The sequence below is a fragment of the Paenibacillus sp. GYB004 genome (genome assembly GCF_036577605.1).
Taxonomy (GTDB): domain Bacteria; phylum Bacillota; class Bacilli; order Paenibacillales; family NBRC-103111; genus Paenibacillus_AB; species Paenibacillus_AB oceani.
The window spans coordinates 1-17,992 of record NZ_JARBDB010000059.1 but is presented as its reverse complement, the minus strand read 5'-3'; the positions used below and the strand labels follow the sequence as shown (position 1 = coordinate 17,992).

The 17,992-nt window shown below is 52.5% G+C and carries 15 protein-coding genes and 1 other annotated feature; of the genes, 9 read left to right on the top strand and 6 right to left on the bottom strand.

The window, feature by feature from the left end:
- Window positions 1-103: 103 nt before the first annotated feature.
- On the top strand, window positions 104-337 hold the full coding sequence (locus PV433_RS25275; protein WP_332074807.1) for a hypothetical protein: 234 nt from the start codon (window positions 104-106) through the stop codon (window positions 335-337).
- Complete coding sequence (locus PV433_RS25270; protein WP_332074806.1) at window positions 334-738, top strand: type II toxin-antitoxin system VapC family toxin; 405 nt, start codon at window positions 334-336, stop codon at window positions 736-738. Before PV433_RS25275 ends, PV433_RS25270 begins: the two co-directional genes overlap by 4 nt.
- Window positions 739-854: 116 nt before the next feature.
- Here PV433_RS25270 and serC read toward each other — a convergent pair whose 3' ends face one another.
- On the bottom strand, window positions 855-1,943 hold the full coding sequence (gene serC / locus PV433_RS25265) for a 3-phosphoserine/phosphohydroxythreonine transaminase (RefSeq protein WP_332074805.1): 1,089 nt from the start codon (window positions 1,941-1,943) through the stop codon (window positions 855-857).
- Window positions 1,944-2,150: 207 nt separating this feature from the next.
- On the opposite strand from serC, the gene thpR reads away from it, so the two are divergent.
- Window positions 2,151-2,753, top strand: coding sequence for an RNA 2',3'-cyclic phosphodiesterase (gene thpR / locus PV433_RS25260; protein ID WP_332074804.1), 603 nt, complete (start codon window positions 2,151-2,153; stop codon window positions 2,751-2,753).
- Between the two features lie 221 nt (window positions 2,754-2,974).
- On the opposite strand, the gene trpS is transcribed toward thpR, so the two are convergent.
- Window positions 2,975-3,970 carry a tryptophan--tRNA ligase gene (gene trpS / locus PV433_RS25255; protein WP_332074803.1) on the bottom strand — a complete coding sequence of 332 codons (996 nt, stop codon included), beginning with the start codon at window positions 3,968-3,970 and terminating at the stop codon, window positions 2,975-2,977.
- Between the two features lie 238 nt (window positions 3,971-4,208).
- Window positions 4,209-4,517: a binding site (T-box leader), on the bottom strand.
- Between the two features lie 252 nt (window positions 4,518-4,769).
- Between trpS and PV433_RS25250 the strand changes: the two genes are divergently transcribed.
- Both PV433_RS25250 and PV433_RS25245 read left to right on the top strand, forming a co-directional pair.
- On the top strand, window positions 4,770-5,861 hold the full coding sequence (locus tag PV433_RS25250; RefSeq protein WP_332074802.1) for a hypothetical protein: 1,092 nt from the start codon (window positions 4,770-4,772) through the stop codon (window positions 5,859-5,861).
- Between the two features lie 27 nt (window positions 5,862-5,888).
- Complete coding sequence (locus tag PV433_RS25245) at window positions 5,889-7,310, top strand: MBOAT family O-acyltransferase (protein ID WP_332074801.1); 1,422 nt, start codon at window positions 5,889-5,891, stop codon at window positions 7,308-7,310.
- Window positions 7,311-8,775: 1,465 nt separating this feature from the next.
- Here the strand turns inward: PV433_RS25245 and cysI are convergent.
- Window positions 8,776-10,500 carry an assimilatory sulfite reductase (NADPH) hemoprotein subunit gene (gene cysI, locus PV433_RS25240; RefSeq protein WP_332074800.1) on the bottom strand — a complete coding sequence of 575 codons (1,725 nt, stop codon included), beginning with the start codon at window positions 10,498-10,500 and terminating at the stop codon, window positions 8,776-8,778.
- Window positions 10,501-10,560: 60 nt separating this feature from the next.
- Window positions 10,561-12,378 carry an assimilatory sulfite reductase (NADPH) flavoprotein subunit gene (locus PV433_RS25235; protein ID WP_332074799.1) on the bottom strand — a complete coding sequence of 606 codons (1,818 nt, stop codon included), beginning with the start codon at window positions 12,376-12,378 and terminating at the stop codon, window positions 10,561-10,563.
- Between the two features lie 492 nt (window positions 12,379-12,870).
- Between PV433_RS25235 and PV433_RS25230 the strand changes: the two genes are divergently transcribed.
- From PV433_RS25230 to PV433_RS25225, 3 genes are read left to right on the top strand one after another with little or no spacing between them, the layout of a single operon-like run.
- Window positions 12,871-13,053 carry a hypothetical protein gene (locus tag PV433_RS25230; protein WP_332074798.1) on the top strand — a complete coding sequence of 61 codons (183 nt, stop codon included), beginning with the start codon at window positions 12,871-12,873 and terminating at the stop codon, window positions 13,051-13,053.
- Window positions 13,019-13,321, top strand: coding sequence for a leucine-rich repeat domain-containing protein (locus PV433_RS34215; RefSeq protein ID WP_442951575.1), 303 nt, complete (start codon window positions 13,019-13,021; stop codon window positions 13,319-13,321). The genes PV433_RS25230 and PV433_RS34215 overlap by 35 nt, the downstream gene beginning before the upstream one ends.
- A gap of 36 nt (window positions 13,322-13,357) precedes the next feature.
- Window positions 13,358-13,717, top strand: coding sequence for a copper amine oxidase N-terminal domain-containing protein (locus PV433_RS25225; protein ID WP_332074797.1), 360 nt, complete (start codon window positions 13,358-13,360; stop codon window positions 13,715-13,717).
- A 27-nt stretch (window positions 13,718-13,744) separates the two neighbouring features.
- Here PV433_RS25225 and PV433_RS25220 read toward each other — a convergent pair whose 3' ends face one another.
- Complete coding sequence (locus tag PV433_RS25220; protein WP_332074796.1) at window positions 13,745-14,635, bottom strand: AraC family transcriptional regulator; 891 nt, start codon at window positions 14,633-14,635, stop codon at window positions 13,745-13,747.
- 607 nt (window positions 14,636-15,242) lie between these two features.
- Entirely contained in the window at window positions 15,243-16,547 is a 1,305-nt protein-coding gene (locus PV433_RS25215) for an ABC transporter substrate-binding protein (RefSeq protein ID WP_332074795.1), read from the bottom strand.
- Between the two features lie 690 nt (window positions 16,548-17,237).
- Here PV433_RS25215 and PV433_RS25210 point away from each other — a divergent pair.
- Complete coding sequence (locus PV433_RS25210; RefSeq protein WP_332074794.1) at window positions 17,238-17,909, top strand: hypothetical protein; 672 nt, start codon at window positions 17,238-17,240, stop codon at window positions 17,907-17,909.
- The last annotated feature ends 83 nt before the right edge of the window (window positions 17,910-17,992 follow it).

Sequence of the window (17,992 nt, the reverse complement as noted above, 5' to 3'; positions counted from 1 at the left end):
TCTTGCGAGCAGAAAGTATTCAGCTTCGGGTCTTAAATAAAGCTTGCGACGGTCGAAGCAAGTAATGATTTTGCATCTTATTTTGAATAAGGAGTGGTTCTCCATGTCAATGGTACGCAAACTCCACCCTCAACTAGTAAGAAACCTAAGGGAGTTTTTATCGGAAAACAATATTTCCACCAAAAAGCTTGTCATTGATCTCGAGGCCGAAACCATTGAGGACTTTGATGATTATTCCGTAGATGACATTTTAAGTGTAGCTGGAATTCTAAAACCTGGGGAAGCGCAAGAATTATTAGAGCACATTCAGGAATCTCGTGAGGGCTGGAGAAAGTGACACACAATCCGTCCGGTTACTTATTCGATTCGAACATCGTCATCGCTATTCTAGACAATGATCACGCTGCTGTTAGTTTGGTACGACAAGCCCAGGAAGAAAAACGGAGAATCTACTTTTCCACGATTACAGAATGTGAAGTATTGAGTGGAATAAAACATAATCAGTTTCTAGTAGCGGAGCGATTGTTCTCCCCTAAGCATGTGATCGCTGTCGATTCCGCCGTTGCAAGAAAAGCAGCCTCCATACAAAATGAGCAAAGAAGCAAGGGTCGAAAAATAAAAACTCCTGATGCTCTCATCATTGCAACAGCCTTTACAGATAATTTGGTACTGGTCTCCCGAGATTCTGACATGAACTTTGTTACGAATGAGTATGGAATGACTCTGTTGAAAATATAGAAGCTATTGCATGGGTGGCCAAAGACCAAAACGCAAAAAGCCTGCGCATCCTCGCAGGCTTTTTGCGTTCCACAATTCCGCTGCCCGACTTACCCGGACAACCGAACAAGCTTCCTTTATCCGTGCTGACGCTGGAACTCTTGCATAAACTCGGCCAGAGCCTTGCAGCTCTCATACGGCACGGCGTTGTACGTGGAGGCGCGCATATGGCCGACGTCGCGGTGGCCCTTCAGACCGATAAATCCGGCCGCTTCCGCTTGCTGGATGAACTTCTTCTCCAGCTCGTCGCTGCCGAGCGCAAACGTAATGTTCATGAGCGAACGGTTGCCCGGATCGACAAGCCCCTCGAAGAAGCCGCCGCTGCCGTCGATGGCGTCGTAGATCAGCTTCGTTTTGTCGAGATTCATCCGTTCCATCGCTTCCAGACCGCCGAGCCCTTTAATCCATTTGAGCACAAGGCTTACGATATAGACGGAGTAAACCGGAGGCGTATTATACAGCGACTTGCTTTTGGCGTGCGTATCGTAACGAAGCATCGTAGGCAGCCCCTTAGGCGAATCCTTCAGCATGTCTTCCTTCGCGATGACGACCGTAACCCCGGACGGTCCCAGGTTTTTCTGCGCGCCGGCATACAGAAAGTCGAACTTCGACACGTCCACCGGACGGCACAAAATATCGCTCGACAAGTCCGCGATCAGCGGCACGCTGCCGGTATCCGGGTATTCCGCGTATTGGGAGCCGGCAATCGTCTCATTCGACGTAATATGAATGTAGGCGGCGTTCGGGCGAACCTCAATCTCATTCGGAGCTGGGATTCGGCGGAATCCGCTTGCTTCGCCGGTACCGGCCACATACGTCTCGCCGATGCCTTTCGCTTCCTTCAGCGCTTTGTCCGCCCAGCTTCCGGTCAGTACATAACCGGACGCTTGGCCTTGCTTCAAGTAGTTCATCGGGATCATGGCGAATTGCGTGCTGGCTCCTCCTTGGAGAAACAGCACTTCATACCCGTTCGGTACGCCAAGCAGTTCCTTCAAGAGCGATTGAGCTTCATCGTTGACTTGCTCGTATTCTTTGCTCCTGTGGGAGATTTCCATAATCGACATGCCGATTCCGCGATAATCGACGAACTCCGCTTGCGCTTGCTGGAGCACGTCCAGAGGCAGCGCAGCCGGTCCGGCGTTAAAGTTGTATGCCCGTTTCGTCACAGTTACCACACCTTTTCCGTTTGTGTAATATGGCTATGATAGCAGTATTCGGGAAGCCGTTCAATACAGCAGGGCGAAATTGTCCGAAAGTTGTCTTAAAATGAAAAAATTTGTTCTCCGTCCGGGTGTCCGTATGCACTCCCGGGCACTTGAGGTATACTCCTTTTGAACGTACGCCAAACTATGGATACCATGGCAGAAAAAGAGGTGAGCATCATCGCAGCATCCGAAATGCACAGGCTGTTTATCGCCGTTCCGCTGCCTGCCGCTCTTCAAAACAAGGCGGCAGACGCGATGGACCGGCTCAGACAGGTTCAGTCGTATAAGAAATGGGTGCACCCTGAAGATTTGCATCTGACGCTGACGTTTATCGGCGACGTCCCTCCGGCCTCCATCGCCGCCATCGAGACCGAGCTGGAGAAGGTCGCTGGGCGCAGCAACCCGTTCCCGCTTCGTCTGCACGGCGCCGGCACGTTCGGACTCCCGCATTCCCCCCGTGTGCTGTGGGCCGGTCTGGACGGCGGAATGGAGCAGCTGCGGCGGCTTCAGGCAGACGTTGAAGGGCAGATGGCCGCGCTCGGCTACCCTCCGGAAAAACGTCCCTACTCGCCACATATTACGTTGGCGCGGCAATATACCGGCGACGCTCCGGCACTGGAAGAGGCGCCTGCGGCACTGTTCCGCCCGGACGACGCGGACGGCTCCGCGCTCGCATGGATCGCCGACCGGATCGTCCTGTACCGCAGCCATCTAGGCCGCACGCCGATGTACGAGCCGGTCCGCACCGTCGTCTTTCACGCGGGCGGCTGACACCGCATCCCCGACGCGCAGCCCAGCCTGGTACAGCCCGGCAGCGGACAGGCCGCATTCTGCCCCGCTTACCGCCCCATCACAGCTTGTTGCTGCTGCAACTCGCGCTGCGCCAGCCCCCTAGGCATGACGGCGTACGATCACGGCCGGATCACCTCCGCTTTCCGTACCGCGCGAAACTGCGGGGATCGCGCTTCATGACGGAGTCAACCTCCACATGCCTACACCATCAGCAGTCCAATCGCCTGGCGCACCTCGGCGATCACGCTTTGCGCCTTCTCTCTCGCTTTATCGCGTCCGATCCGAAGCACATCGACAGCGTCCGCTTCGCTTAAACGGGCGTGCCGGAGCCGGAACGGCTCGACGACCGCGTTCAGATTGGCGGCCAGCTGCCCTTTGCAGGCGACACAGCCGATCTCGGCGCGCCGGCACTGCTCCGCAATCGTCTCCCGCTCCGCCTCGCCGGTAAAGTACGAGTGCAGGTGAAACACGTTGCACCCTTCTACGGTCGGATGCCCCGGCTCCTCGCGGTAAACGCGCAACGGATCGGATACCGTCCTGCGCACCTTCTCCCCGATCGCCGTCCCGTCGTCCTTCAGACTGATGTAAGTCGCAGCGCCGTCCGATTTGCTCATTTTCCCGCTCCCGGTAAGCGAAGGAACCCGGCCCGCATTTTCAATAATCGGCTGCGCTTCCGGGAATACGTCCCCGTACAGTTGATTGAACCGCCGGGCGATCGTCCGCGCAATCTCCAGATGGACGAGCTGGTCTTCTCCGACCATGACCCGCTCCGTCTTGAACAGCAGGATGTCCGCCGCCATCAGGACCGGGTATCCGACGAGCCCGTAATTAATATTGTCCGGATGCCGCTTCGCCTTCTCTTTGAACGTCGGCACTCTCATCAGCTCGCCAAGCGGCATCACCATGCTCAAATACGTATGCAGCTCGCATATCTCCGCTGCCAGCGACGATTGCACATACAGCGTGCACCGCTGCGGATCGACGCCTCCTGCGACATAGTTGCGCGCCGTCTCGATCACATAGGAGCGCAGTTGGTCCGGTTTCGGATGCGTCGTCAGCGAATGCAGATCCGCGATAAAATAACGCGCCTCATATCGCTCCTGCGCCTCCACAAGCCCTTTCAGCGCCCCGTAATAGTTCCCTACATGCAACTCTCCCGTCGGACGAATGCCCGATATCATACTCGTTCTAGTCATTGAAATCCCTCCATTTGTATATATCTCTACCGATATGGCGGCTTAGCCGCTTTGCGCCTAGTCTTGCATATTGCTTCCGTCCGTTCCGTTTGTCCGGAACCATCCGCCACCAGCCATCGCTCATTTGCGACCACACTCCTTTCCGGTTTCTCCGGCGGCCGTCCCGCTGCGTACAGCAAACGTCCTCCGAAGTCATTTGACCGCTTATTAGAAAACAAAAAGAGCCTTCCATCCCCATAAAAAGGACGGAAAGCCCGCGGTGCCACCTTTAATTAGTTTGCCTCATGAGCAAACTCGCTTTAGCGGTACGGAGCAATGTCGGAGAGCGCCGGCGCCATAGTCTGCCAAGCGTCACGCATTGTCGATACCGTGCCCCGGGATATCGGGTAGGCGTCCCGCCGGAGTCTAAACGTTTAGGGGGAATCCCCGCAACGGTTCGGTCCGGACGCTCGGAAGTCCATTCGGCAAGACGTCCACACCGGTTCGCACCTGCCACCGGCTCTCTGACGTTTTCGTCGTGCGTACTCCTCTTCTTCATCGCGCGTGTTATACTTACGAATGGATATTATTATACATTCGACGGGACCTCTTACGCAATCCCCTCTCCGGAAACCGCTTGTTTCCATTGCCGAAAGCCGCCCGGGAATTCGCTGCGCTTTCATTCGCCGCATCTCGAACATTTCGCATATTTCGGCTATTTTTTGCATGAAAAAGGAAACTTTTCGTCGACAGTTGACGTCTAATCGATGTTCGGACAAAATAGGTATATTGACTTCGGAAACGGGTGAAACCAATTGATATGAAAGCCGTCAAATACTTCATTGTCTACTTCATCGCCGTACAGCTGTTGCTGCCATACGCTTTCTCGCTTTCCGACGTTTATAGCAATCGGATGGATTACAAGCTGATGCTGGACAACAACAACATGCACGACATTGACGCCGTGCTTCAGCAGGTCAAACGAGATATCGACCGGAACGACCGCAGCGATTATATCGTCATGCTCGGAGACTCGGTCTTCTACGGAAGTCCGGGCAGCTCCAATCAGGCTGTCAACGTATTTCTTCAGCAAAAACCGGGAGCGCCAACCGTCTACAATTTATCGTTTCCCGCCATGCAGCTCGGGGATCTTTACACCATGCATCTGAAGCTGGAGAAGTTCGGAATCTCTACGGACAAGCTGCTGTTTAACATCCGATACGCCTCCTTTATTCCGAGGGATCCTTTTCCGCGCTCGGTATTTTGGCTGGGCGAGCATCTGCGTGTCCTCGACCGCGACGCTTACGAGCATGTGCTGCCTCAGCTCAAAAGCTCGGACTTCAAGACGCCGGACGACCCTTACAAGTATTTTCAGCGCGCTCTGCACGAAGAATGGCTGCCACAGTTGTCGCTGATGAGGTACAAAGATTATTTCCGGCAAAACCTGAATCACGCCTGGCTGAACTTTACGAACCGGCCGATTCCCGACGATGCTCTCGACGATTCCCGTGCCTGGTATATTAAGAAGGAGTGGCAGGAGTCGCAAGGGCTGAATTACAACGAGTTTCTGGAGGATCCGCTCCTCATTGCAAGCTTTACGGACAAGCCGTTTGACTTGACCGAAAACAACGTGGACGTCTATTTCCTGAACAAAATCATCGAACGTCAGCAAGGCAAAAAAACTTGGATCGTGCTTAGCGGGACGAATCACGATCTGATGGGAAGCTCGGTCGAAAAGCCGGGGTACAAGGCGAACCTGGACGCGATCAGCCGGATGATGGCGGACAAGCCGGTTACGTATATAAACCTGGAGGGCGTCATCGAAGGCGACTATTTTTCCGATCACACGCACTTTACTCCGGAAGGCAACGCCAAGCTGGCCGACGTGCTGTGGCCGTATTTGAACCAATAGACATTATGATCGGATAGGAGAACGACCATGCTCTTCCATACTCCCGAGTTTTTCTCGCTGATGATCGTCTCGCTGGTGCTGTTTTATGCGTTTCCGCGCTGGCGGATTCCGATGCTGACGGTAGCGAACATCGTCTTTTATATCGTGGCCGGGGTCGGCAACCTGATTTTGTTTTTGGCGATGACCGCCTTCACGTATTATTGCTCCAAAGCGCTGCGCGGATCGTACAGCCGCTTTTTCCTTTGGTTTTCGATTATCGTCAACGTAGCGAATCTGCTGTTCTTTAAATATACGACGTTTCTCATCCGCTCGGTGGAAAAAGGGCTGGGCGTATCCCTGCTGACGGAGAACTCGTTTCTGCTCAAAATCGTACTTCCGATCGGGATTTCGTTCTACACGTTCCAGATGATCGCTTACCTTGTCGACGTCTATAAAAAACGGTGGGAGCCCGCCCAGTCGGTGTTCCATTTCTGGGTATTCATCTCGTTTTACGCGCACTTGGTCGCCGGACCGATTATGCGGGGGAGCGAATTTATGCCCCAGATCGACAACTTGCGCAAAATCCGCTTTAGCGCGGACAATTGGCGGCTAGGGGCGTTCTTTTTGTCGCTCGGCATATTCAAAAAAGTCGTACTCGCCGACTATTTGACGCCGCACGTCGATTCGTTTTTTCAGAACACCGCCAACTTGACCGGAGCCGAAGGCTGGATCGCCGCTTACTTGTTCGCGTTCCAGATCTTCTTCGACTTCTCGGCCTACAGCGAGATGGCACTCGGAATTGCGTATTTCTTCGGCCTGGAACTGGCCGTCAACTTTCGAACCCCGTATTTGAGCAAAAATCCGACGGAGTTTTGGCGCCGCTGGCATATTACGCTGTCCAACTGGATCAAGGACTACATCTATATTCCGCTCGGCGGCTCACGCAATGGCGAGGTCCGGCAGTTCACGAACCTGTTCATCGCCATGACGATCTCCGGCATCTGGCACGGGGCGTCCTGGACGTTCGTCGCCTGGGGGATGTTCTACGGCGCATTGGCCACGGTGCACAAGCTGTACATGATGCTGAAGGAAAAGCTGGGGCTCAGCTTTCTGGACAAAAGCCGGATCTACCAGTTTATCGCCATCATCGTCTTTTTCCATATCACCTGTATCGCTTGGGTGTTGTTCCGCGCCGAAGGGCTAAGAACCGCGCTGTCGCTGATCAAGCGGATGCTGACGCCTCAGGCGTTCAACTTCGACGGTCACTACTTGTTCCTCGGCATCGTTATCGGATTGTTCGTGCTCCATATCCTTGAGTATTTCCTGCACAAGCATCGCACCGGGCTGGGAGTGTGGTGGCACAAATATTTTCCGGCACCGGTACGCGCGATCCTGTACACCGCCGTGGCGGCGTTCCTCATCCTGTTCCTGAAGGGCGAGCAGAACACGTTTATTTACTTCCAATTTTGAAGGCGTGGGAACGTCCCAATGTCAAGAAAAACCGTCAGGGGAATCACCCTGACGGTCCTTTGACGTGCAAACCCATACGTTAGCGCGTGGGAGGGAATGGTACCGGGCTCCAGCCGCTCGCCCTCAGTCGTGTTGTCTTTTTTAGGTTTGGCGGTTACAACGCGACTTCGAATGCGGCCCGAGTGTGATTTTGGCGTGTTTCTTGCCAAATTCACACCCAAACTTTCCGCTCCAGTACCCATTCCCTTTGATCTCTTACGAGCTGCCTTCCACTTGATTCAACCTCAACCGTTCTTCGATCCGGTAATCGTAACTGTGCACCCCTTTGTAATGTTCAGGGTACATCTCCCTCCATAACCTTCGCAATCAAATTGCGGCGGAACTTCCGGATCTCCATCATCCATGGCATCAAAGTCACGCACTACGCTGAGCGGAATTTCCTCGTTCTCTTTGCAGGTCAAACAAATATAGTTGACACATCTCCGACGTCATCGTGCGTTTGCTTCCGTTCGTTAGCTTTTTCTTCTTTTTTACGGGCTTTCGTTTCTTGGATACCGGTGAATTCGCCTATCATCCTCTTAGAAAAGGAAATCCCCAGCGACTATCGAAGAAGAAGAAGAAGAAGCACCTGACAGAGAGCTTCAATCTATACCTACCCTACCACAGGAGTTTGAAGTCGCATGGGGAAATCCTCGCATATTCAAAGCCGTAAGGGAACCACCGCATGAAGCTCCCAGCACGCGGTGCTCGGCGTCGCATGACGGTGGTCAACCACGTTTAGTTGGCAGCTTCGAGGTGTTAACCTGGAGCAAGCCCTCATCGTAGCCACGATGGAGCCGAGCCCCACCAGAAGCACCACATGACTTACTAACGGACATCACGGCCGCTTATTCGTCAAATCGGCGCACTTTTTCATTGTAACGGTCACCACGGCACGTATCGGGCAGTCATTCTGCTAAAAAGGGGACTACGACCATCGTAAGCGGCTCTGATGTCCGTTACGCTTCCAACTTGCGCTTTTTCCGGTTGTAAGCTGCTGTGATGTCCGTTAGGATGCTGCGGGGGAGAGGACGGAAAGACCGGGGGTGGCCCTGGCGCTGACGAAACCCATAACAACCCCATCTGAGTGAACGACCACCGGGCCCCACCGCATAAACCGCTTAACCGCTCAAAGCTCATAAACGGCAACAACGCAAGTAAGGGAACCCCCATTTTACTTTAGTACGGTGAAGCGCTTGAAGATTCTGATATTACAAGGATAAACGCCTAACGGCGTCTTTGACACTGGCGTTTACCGAGATTTAGAGCCACTTCCGCGATACACTTTCCGATAAATTAAACGAAAGGACCTCAGGCTTCCACAGCAAAGTGGGAGGCCAAGGTCCTTTTTCTCGAGGATAATCGGTTCTGAGTGAAGCTCACATAAACTCGAAACGGTCTGACCTGGTTTACAACATAACGCTAGTCACGAATGGAACTCTTGCCCGCAGCTGACTTCTTTCACGTACCCGGTACGTATGACGAAATCGCCGAAATGCTCGCCTTCGTTTCGCTCCTTCGCGTAACGGTTCACGATCGGCTGCAGCGAATCCAAGATGTCCGCCTCACCGATATTTTCCTTATACAGCTTGTTCAGCCGGTTGCCAGCGAATCCGCCGCCCAAGTACATATTGTACTTGCCCGGCGCTTTGCCGATAAAGGCGATCTCCGCCAGCATCGGCCGGGCGCATCCGTTCGGGCAGCCGGTCATCCGGATGACGATCTCCTCTTCGCGCAAGCCGGCTTCGTCCAGCATCGGCTCGATCTTGTCGATCAGGGAAGGCAGGTAACGTTCCGACTCGGCCATAGCCAGCCCGCAGGTCGGAAGGGCTACGCATGCCATTGAATTTCTACGCAGCGCCGAATGCTGTTTGCCGTCGTTCAGCCCATATTCCTTGATCATTTCCTCGATCTTTTTCTTCTTCTGGGCCGATACGTTGCCGATAATGAGGTTCTGGTTCGCCGTGAGCCGGTAATCCCCCGAATGCACTTTGGCAATTTCTCGCAAACCGGTCATGAGCGGGTAGCCTTCCTCGTCCTTGATCCGTCCGTTCTGGATGAACAACGTGTAATGCCATTTGCCGTTGCTGCCCTTCACCCAGCCGTAACGGTCGCCGCTATGGTCGAACCGGTACGGGCGCGCCTCTTCGAGCTTCCATCCAAGACGGTTCGTCAATTCCTGGATAAACCAGTCGATGCCGCGGTCGTCAATCGTATATTTGAACCGGGCATGCTTCCGCACCGCGCGGTCGCCGTAATCGCGCTGAATCGTCACGGTTTTCTCGGCCACGTCGACAATCTGCTCCGGCTTGCAAAATCCGATCACTTGACCGACCTGCGGATACGTTTTCGGATCGCCGTGCGTCATCCCCATCCCGCCGCCTACCGAGACGTTGAAGCCTTGCAGCTGTCCGTCCTCGACAATGGCGACAAAGCCCAAATCTTGCGAGAAAACGTCCACGTCGTTGGACGGCGGAACCGCTACGCCGATTTTAAACTTGCGCGGCAAGTAAACCGGTCCATAAATCGGCTCCTGTTCGGCCTCGGTATCCTGGCTGTCCACCACTTTCTCGCCGTCGAGCCAAATTTCGTAATAAGCTCTCGTCCGCGGGTTTAAATGCTCGCTCACTTGCCGCGCCCACTCGTACACCTCGGCATGAACGTCCGACTGGTACGGGTTCGGGTTGCACATCACGTTGCGGTTCACGTCTCCGCAGGCGGCCAATGTGCTTAGCAGGGCGTCGTTCACTTCGCGGATCGTTTTTTTCAGGTTCCATTTAATAATACCGTGCAGCTGGAACGACTGACGCGTCGTCAAGCGAATCGTCGAGCCGGCAACCTCCTCCGCCAGACGATCCAGCATCAGCCATTGTTCCGGCGTAACGACGCCCCCTGCCGCGCGTACGCGCAGCATGAACTGATAAGCCGGCTCCAGCTTCTGCTTCTGCCGCTCGTTCCGCAAGTCCCGATCGTCCTGCATGTAACTGCCGTGGAATTTCATCAATCGATTGTCGTCTTCGGGAATCGATCCCGTGATGACGTCTTGTAGCGTCTCTTCGAGGCTTCCGCGCAAATAATTGCTTTCCCGTTTAATATGCTCTACTTCGCTGTGCGGCGCACTTTTTGGCGAAAGCAAATTGTTGTCCGACATGACATGCCATCTCCTCTCGCAATTGTTCTATAACGAGGCTGCGACTACCCCCAGCCTATTTTAATAAACGTCCCGCTGGTAACGCTTCTGCTGCTGCATACGGATCAAATACGATTCGGCTTCCTCCGGGCTCAAATCCCCGTGTTGTTCGAGGATCGTCGCCAAAGCAGCATGGACGTCGTGCGCCATCTTCTTCTCATCGCCGCATACGTATACATGCGCACCTTCCTGCAGCCATGCGTACAGCTCCCGGCTCTTCTCCATCATCCGGTGCTGCACATACACTTTGCGTTCGGTATCGCGGGAGAACGCCACATCCATCCGTGTCAGCACGCCGTCCTTCAGCAGACGCTGCCATTCGGTCTGGTACAGAAAGTCGGTGGAGAACCGCTGGTCGCCGTAGAACAGCCACGATTTCCCCGCCGCCCCCGTTTCTTGGCGCTCAGCCATAAATGCCCGGAACGGCGCGACGCCGGTTCCCGGCCCGATCATAATGATCGGCGTATCCGGATTTTCAGGAAGCTTGAAATTCGGATTATGTTGAATGAACACCGGCACCGTATCGCCCGACTCTACCCGATCGGCAAGCTGAACGGAGCAGACGCCGTGGCGGGCGCGTCCATGCGCTTCGTAGCGCACCGCCCGGACCGTAACGTGCACTTCATCCGGAGTTGCCGCTTGGCTGCTGGCGATCGAGTACAGCCGCGGCGGAATTTTCCGCAAAATGGAAACGAACTCGCCGGCCGGCACGCCTTTCAGCGAATGATCTTGCACCAGGTCGAGCAAATCCCGCTCCGCGATATACGCCTTAAGCTCCTGCTCCCGTCCCGCCTCCAGCAGTTCCTTCAGCCCGTCATTTGCGGTAAGCTGCAGTGCCTGCGCCAGCAGCGGTTTCGTCAACACGGTAATTTCGTAATGACGAAGCAGCGCCTCGCGCAGCGGCCGTGTTTCGCCGTTTTTGTTTACGGGTACGGCTTCGTCCGCGTTCCAGCCCATCGCTTCGATCAAGTCGTCGACGAGCTCAGGATGGTTCTCCGGATAGACGCCCAGGCTGTCGCCCGGCTCGTACCGCAGGTTCGAGCCTTCCAGCGACAGCTCGATATGGCGCGTCTCGCGCTGCGATCCACGGCCGTTTAAGTTCAAATTATCGAGCACTTCCGCCTGGAACGGATTCGACCGCGAATATTCCGATTCCGTATCGGCAACCGCCGAACCCGCGTTGGACTGAATCGGCGCAGCCACCGACTCGCCGAGCTTCGCCAGGACGGCATTCATCCATTCTGCCGCGCTCTCGCTGAAATCGACGTCGCAATCGACGCGCGGAACAAGCCGCTCGCCGCCAAGCGCCTCCAGTTGTTTGTCAAAGTCTTTACCCGTCTGGCAAAAAAACTCGTAGGACGTATCCCCGAGCGCCAGCACGGAGAAGCGGAGACCTTCCAGCCGCGGCGCTCTTTTGCTATGAAGAAATTCGTAGAAAGTAACGGCGTTGTCCGGAGCGTCTCCTTCCCCATGGGTGCTGACCAGAATGAACAGGTTTTCAACCTTTTTTAAGCCGTTCGTCTTAAAATCGCTCATCGAGGAGAGCGAAACCCGGAAGCCTTGCTCCTCCAGCTTTTTGGCGAATTTCTTGGCTAGCCCCGCGCAGTTGCCGGTCTGCGATCCGTAAATCACGGCCGCTTCCTTGGAAACAGCCGCTCCGCTGCCTGTTGCAGCCGCAGGCACTGCCGTACCCGGTACGGCCGATGAACCTGCCGCCTGAAAGGCCGTGAGGTAGCCGCTCAACCAATTGCGCTGCGCTTCCGTCAGCGTTGGCAGCAGCCGGTTAAGCAGTTCGGCCTGCTCCTGACTAAAGGGACTGTTCGTGACTCGAAGTTCCAAACGTATACACCTCGCCTAACATCCACTGAAATAAATTCCAAGTATTCTTATCTAAATTATACTTCCCTCTTGAACCCTACCACTACAGGCGGTATCGGTCAATTAGAGTGATCTTATAGGATTCATCAGGAATACTGATAAAAGAAAAGCATAACGGAAAAAAGACCTCCGACGGAGTACTCCGACAGACAGCCTCTTTGGCGCATAACTGTTGTTCCTGCACCAATGACAATATAATCAAAACCTTGTTATATATATTGACCTTCTTTGCAATCGGCGGAAACCCAGTCCATTAGACCCCGTCTCTATGAGAGATAAAATAAAAACTTATCCCCCAGATTGTTCAAAAAGCTCTGCGCCGATTTCCCTGGGACCGGACTTTGTTAATTCACTCCCGATAGACCCTTTTAGTAATAATTCATCTATAGTTTTTTCTATTAATTGGTATATTAGTGTAGTTGAAGGAGATTTAGAAATTGGGAGAGAATCAATATGCGGAAAATTTTCAGTGGATTATTGGCATTTAGTATCATGTTGATTATTTTAACGCCAAAACCATTATTTGCGGAATCGATTATTAAGGATGGAATACTGGAAAAAGCTATTCATGCAGAGTTAAAGCAAGCAGCCGAAAAATCAGATACACGACCTCTCTCCGATAAGCAGCTTACATAATCTTCAGAAGCTTGTGATTGATAATAACAAGATCGAAGACCTTAGTCCAATAGCTAATTTAACAAAGCTAACAGACCTCCTTGCAAGCCATAATCAAATTTTAGATTTATCGCCGGTGACGGGGGCAAAACTGAAGTGGCTGCTAGTGAGCAGCAATCAGATTCAAGAATTGGAACCATTGAGAAACCATCCGACGTTGGAGCATTTGTATCTGGATAACAATAATATTCAGGATATTGCCGTATTGGAAACGATCCGAAACTTATAAACCGTAATCGTTGACAATAATCCACTTAGCGAAGAAGTGACTGTCATTCTGGATAACCTCGCGAAAAAAGGCGTCATCACGAAAGAGGTTCCAAAAGAGCAGACCCAGAATCAAATAAAAGTTATACTTGATGCTGTACCTGTTACTTTTGAAGTATCGCCTTTTATTACGGATGAAGGTACGCTGGTCGTCCCTTTCCGCCCGATTTTCGAGAAGCTAGGACTTAGCATCCGTTGGGATGAGGCCAGCCAAACGATTATCGGTGAAAAAGCAGGAACCAAAATCATTTTAGTTATCGATCATAAGTTTGCCGACGTCAATGGAAAATCCGTCGAAATGTCTGTTGCTCCAATCCTCGACAGGGATAATTGCCAGATTCTTATCGGGGTAATCTAAGTAGAATGTTCCACCATCTTTTTTGTGCTATTCGTCCACACGTGTGTGCTGTTTGCGGTAGTCGGTTGCGCTTAAGCCGGTTGTTTCTTTGAAGACACGGATAAACGAGCGCAAGGAAGAGAAGCCGACTTCGTAGGCAATTTCCACCACCGACATATTTGTGGCGCTGAGCAGGCCGGTTGCGCGGCGTACGCGCAACTCGTGCAAATATTCCAGAAAATTTTTGCCGACGAGACGTTTGAACGTATGGCGAAACACATTCACGTTGACGCCAAAATGCTGTGCAACGTTTTCCAGCGACAACTGTTCCTCCAGGAAATGCGTATGGACGTATTTGACATAATCCCATTCAGTCGGCTGCGCGGGAGAAGGCTGCTCCATCGAGGCGAAGCCGGGATGGTGGCGAAAGTACAAGTAGATCGCTACCAACAGCTGGAGACGCATAAACCCCTGCTTGCCCATCGGCTCGGGATCGGCGTTGTACTCGTTGTTCAATACAGTCAACACAGCGGCAATCGCTTCATAGGCGGCGGGCGCCAGCTCATAAAACGGAGTCATGTTGTCCGACAACTGGACAATCCATCTGCCGACTTCAGCGAAATCAGTCTGGAATAGCAACTGCATATCGAACATGACGCTGATCTTGTGCAGACCGTCGGGTTGGTTCTCATCGAATTCCAGCGCGTGCAATTGATACGGGAGCAGCAAAGAGATGCTTCCTTGCTTCAGGGGGTGCTTGACCCCATTGATGATCTCGGTTCCATGTCCGCGAGTAATCAGCGAAATTTCCACAAATTCATGATGATGGTTCGAGTAGCCTATGGCGTTATGATAGTGCCGGATAAATAACGGCAGTCTGCCTTTGCGAAACGAGACGAGGCGCAAGTGGTCCTCCCAAAGAAAAGGAAACGTGGTCATACACATTCCTCCGCATCTTCCGATGAGATACTCCTGTGACCATATAGTATCAAATTATAGCGAGATGATCCGCGGCGTCCGCAAAGTCGTGAATCATTTTGCCAAAGTACCTGCCATCTAAGCGAAACGCTTTCCTTCACAGGCATGCGATTGAACATGTACTCCAGGCGAGGCTGTCATACAGGGCAGCCGTGCTTTGAAAACGATTCTACTGGAACGTGGCGCATGACACGTCGTTCGAGTTACGATGCAGCATAATGATATGTAAGCGCGTTCAAAAAATAATAGACCAATTTGACTGTCCATGAGTAGTGTAGCGACACTCATTATCGTTCAAATAAATGGCCAATGGCGCGATGCTGCATGGACCGACAATCGAAGAAACGTGTTATCTACGTAATGGTGGAGAATTCTCCAAAGCCAAAGCCAATATGTTCGACGCTAGCGCCGGATTTCCTCTTTTTCGGATGCAAATGGGTACAATTGGCCGGGCTTTTCTCCCGAAAGAACAAACATACCGGCCGGAGCCCGTTTCCGGGTACCATTCCGGCATGTTTGTTTACCGCTTTACGTTCAAACCGCTTCCGCCGACCTTCGGCCTCCGCAGCTACTTCTTTTTGTCCGCCTCGATCGTTTTCTTCACCGCTTCTTCGGCATCCCGAAGCGCCGTATTGACGTCTTTGCTCTCGTACAAAATGCCGCGCAAGGCGTTCGTTAGCTGCGCCGTCGCAGCAGAGTAATATTTGCTTTGGGGAGACGGCTTCGCCATATCTTTCAGCGGGATCGCGGCGACATTGCGCCCTTTGTACAGAGGGGCGTCCTGGCCGAATACTTTCGAAATGTTAGCACTGTTCAGCGACGGGATGAACGTCGCCGCCTTCGCCTTCTCTGTTAGAAACGTCTCGGAGGACAAAAAGTCCATCACCTGGTACGCGTCATCCTTGTATTTGCTGGCGACGTTCAGGAACATGAAGACCGGATAAGGCTGTGGCCCAAAGCCGTTCATCTTCGGGTACGAGACGATATCCCAGTTGAGTGGGGCCAGGGCATCCTCGACATGCAGACCGGCCACCGGCGTCCACATCGCCGACACTTGATCCTTGAAAAACATTTTGGTCAAGCTGTCCATCTTTGCCTTATCCGGATTGAAGCCGGGAATTTGATAAAAGCGGGCGATGTTGTCCATAAGGCTTTTGACGTTGTCGTTCGTCAGCGACACTTGCAGTGTTTGCGGATCGACGAAGTTGAGCGACATTTGGTTGCGCAAAAAGTAATGATTCGGCGAAATCGTGAAGCCGTAATATTGGACGCCGCCTTCGTTGCGCGTCAGCTTGACCGACATGTTGTACAGCTCGTCCCAGGTCATGCCGTCCTTCGGGTAGGGGACGCCAAACTTGTCGAATAAGTTTTTGTTGTAGTAAATGACGGAAGCTGCGGTGTCAAAAGGCAGCGCGTACAGCTTACCGCCGCTCATTTGCCGGATCATCTCGAGCGCCTGCGGCTCGAAGCGGCTTAAATCCGTCCTGTATTTTTTGACGAGCGGTTCGATATCGTACTGCATTTCGTTCAAAAAGATGCTGTTGTAGACGAGGCCGACAGAGCCGAAAATGACGTCGATCGACTGGTTCGTCGCGATCTGCTTGTCAAGCGCTCCGGTCGTGGTAGGGATCAGCACTGGAGTAATGTGAGGGAATTTCTCCTTGATCGTTTTGCCGAACTTTTCCTCGAAGTAGCCTTCGGGGTTGAAGTTGTCGCCGACGTTGTAAAAGTAAAGCGTGATCGGTTCTTTTTTCTCGTGCTGGGCAGGAGTCCCCCCCGCCTCTTTGCTGGCATCCGGCGTGCCCGATCCGGAGCAGGCGGTGAGTACAAGCAGCAGTCCCGCCGTTCCGAGCGCAATCGATGGCTTTAGCATGAATGACACCCTTTTCGTTATTTAGTTTAAAAGCACTTTCAAGTTGGTAATCGCTTCTATACCGGTATGCGAATGTATGCGATTACAGCCATTGTAGACGGATCTTTTCAGAATAACTCGCCAAAAATGCTCGTTTGATGCGTCAAAAAAAATGTTTTTTGCCACCGCTAAACGGGCATCGCGTGCAGCCTGCGACAGATGGATGTGGGATGAGATGTTCGAGATGACCAACAAACTGACCCGAATGGAAGGCAGTGTCCAGTAATATGGCGTCCGCATTCATCCGACCTTCTTTCGAAGAAATCCGCATTCGCTGGAATTTGTCCATCCGACCCCCTATGGAGATATGCTGTTTTTTTGAAGAACGGACATTGGCGATGTGTTTGGGATTGGGCTCCGCGTACTACGTCGGATTCATTCCAGATGGAGCTTTCCCTGAAAGGTTGGACGACGCCATTTGAAAAAGAGCGAGATCAAGTCGGCGTGTTTACGAAATATGAGCGGATGAATCCCTCGAAGTTCCGTAGGCTGCACGCGATGCCTGTTTAGCGGCGGAGAAAAACATTTTTGTCTCATCAAACGATCGATTTTGGCGAGTTATTCTAAAAAGAACCGTCTACAATGACTGTAATAACGCATACATTTCGCATACAGGTATAAAAATCCAATTGAAAATGGGAGGCGGCATACTTGATGGAACGGCGAGAAATGGATGAAATACAAGAAGATAAGGGTTTGGATTCCAGCGGCAAACCGCCATTGCTCACGAGAAGAGCAATGCTGTCGTCGCTCGGCATAGCTGGGGCGGCCTTAGCGGCGGGCAGCATACTCCCGGGATCGTTAACGGCTTACGGGGAAGAGGGTTTATCGGTTACTGGTGCCGTATACGAAGGGTCTAACAGCAAGGGCAAAATTCCCCCAGGAATAGCGGCGAAGCTTGAGCTTGTAACCCATAACGAGCTGACAGGTCGTGATACGGCTGGAGCGCATCCAGCGAGTGCCATTAAAGATTCAACAGGTATGAACCAACAAGAAATCAATAGTGGATTACTAGATATTAGCGAGATGCTAGCTATTTCTAATCCAGCTAACGGCTCTAGGGTTTTCGTAAAGCATTATGATGTTGCGCAAGGTATTTTAGAAGGTGGCGGTGAGTTTGTATACGACTCAACTAAATCTAACAAAAATGATGGTGGCATTTTCTTTAATGGCTGGGTAAGGGTAACTGACAACGCTGCTATTAATGTTAAATGGTTTGGAGCTGTAGGTGATGGTGTTAAAGATGATTACCAAGCTTTATACAACTGTTTTAATCACCATATGGTGCTACAAGATGTCAAGACAGTTTTTTTAGATTATTAAGGTGTGAAAACCTTCACAATACTTGTTCCCCTTGCCCCGAAGGGGCAGGCAGTTCGTTTCCAGAATTGGGAATCTGATCGCTG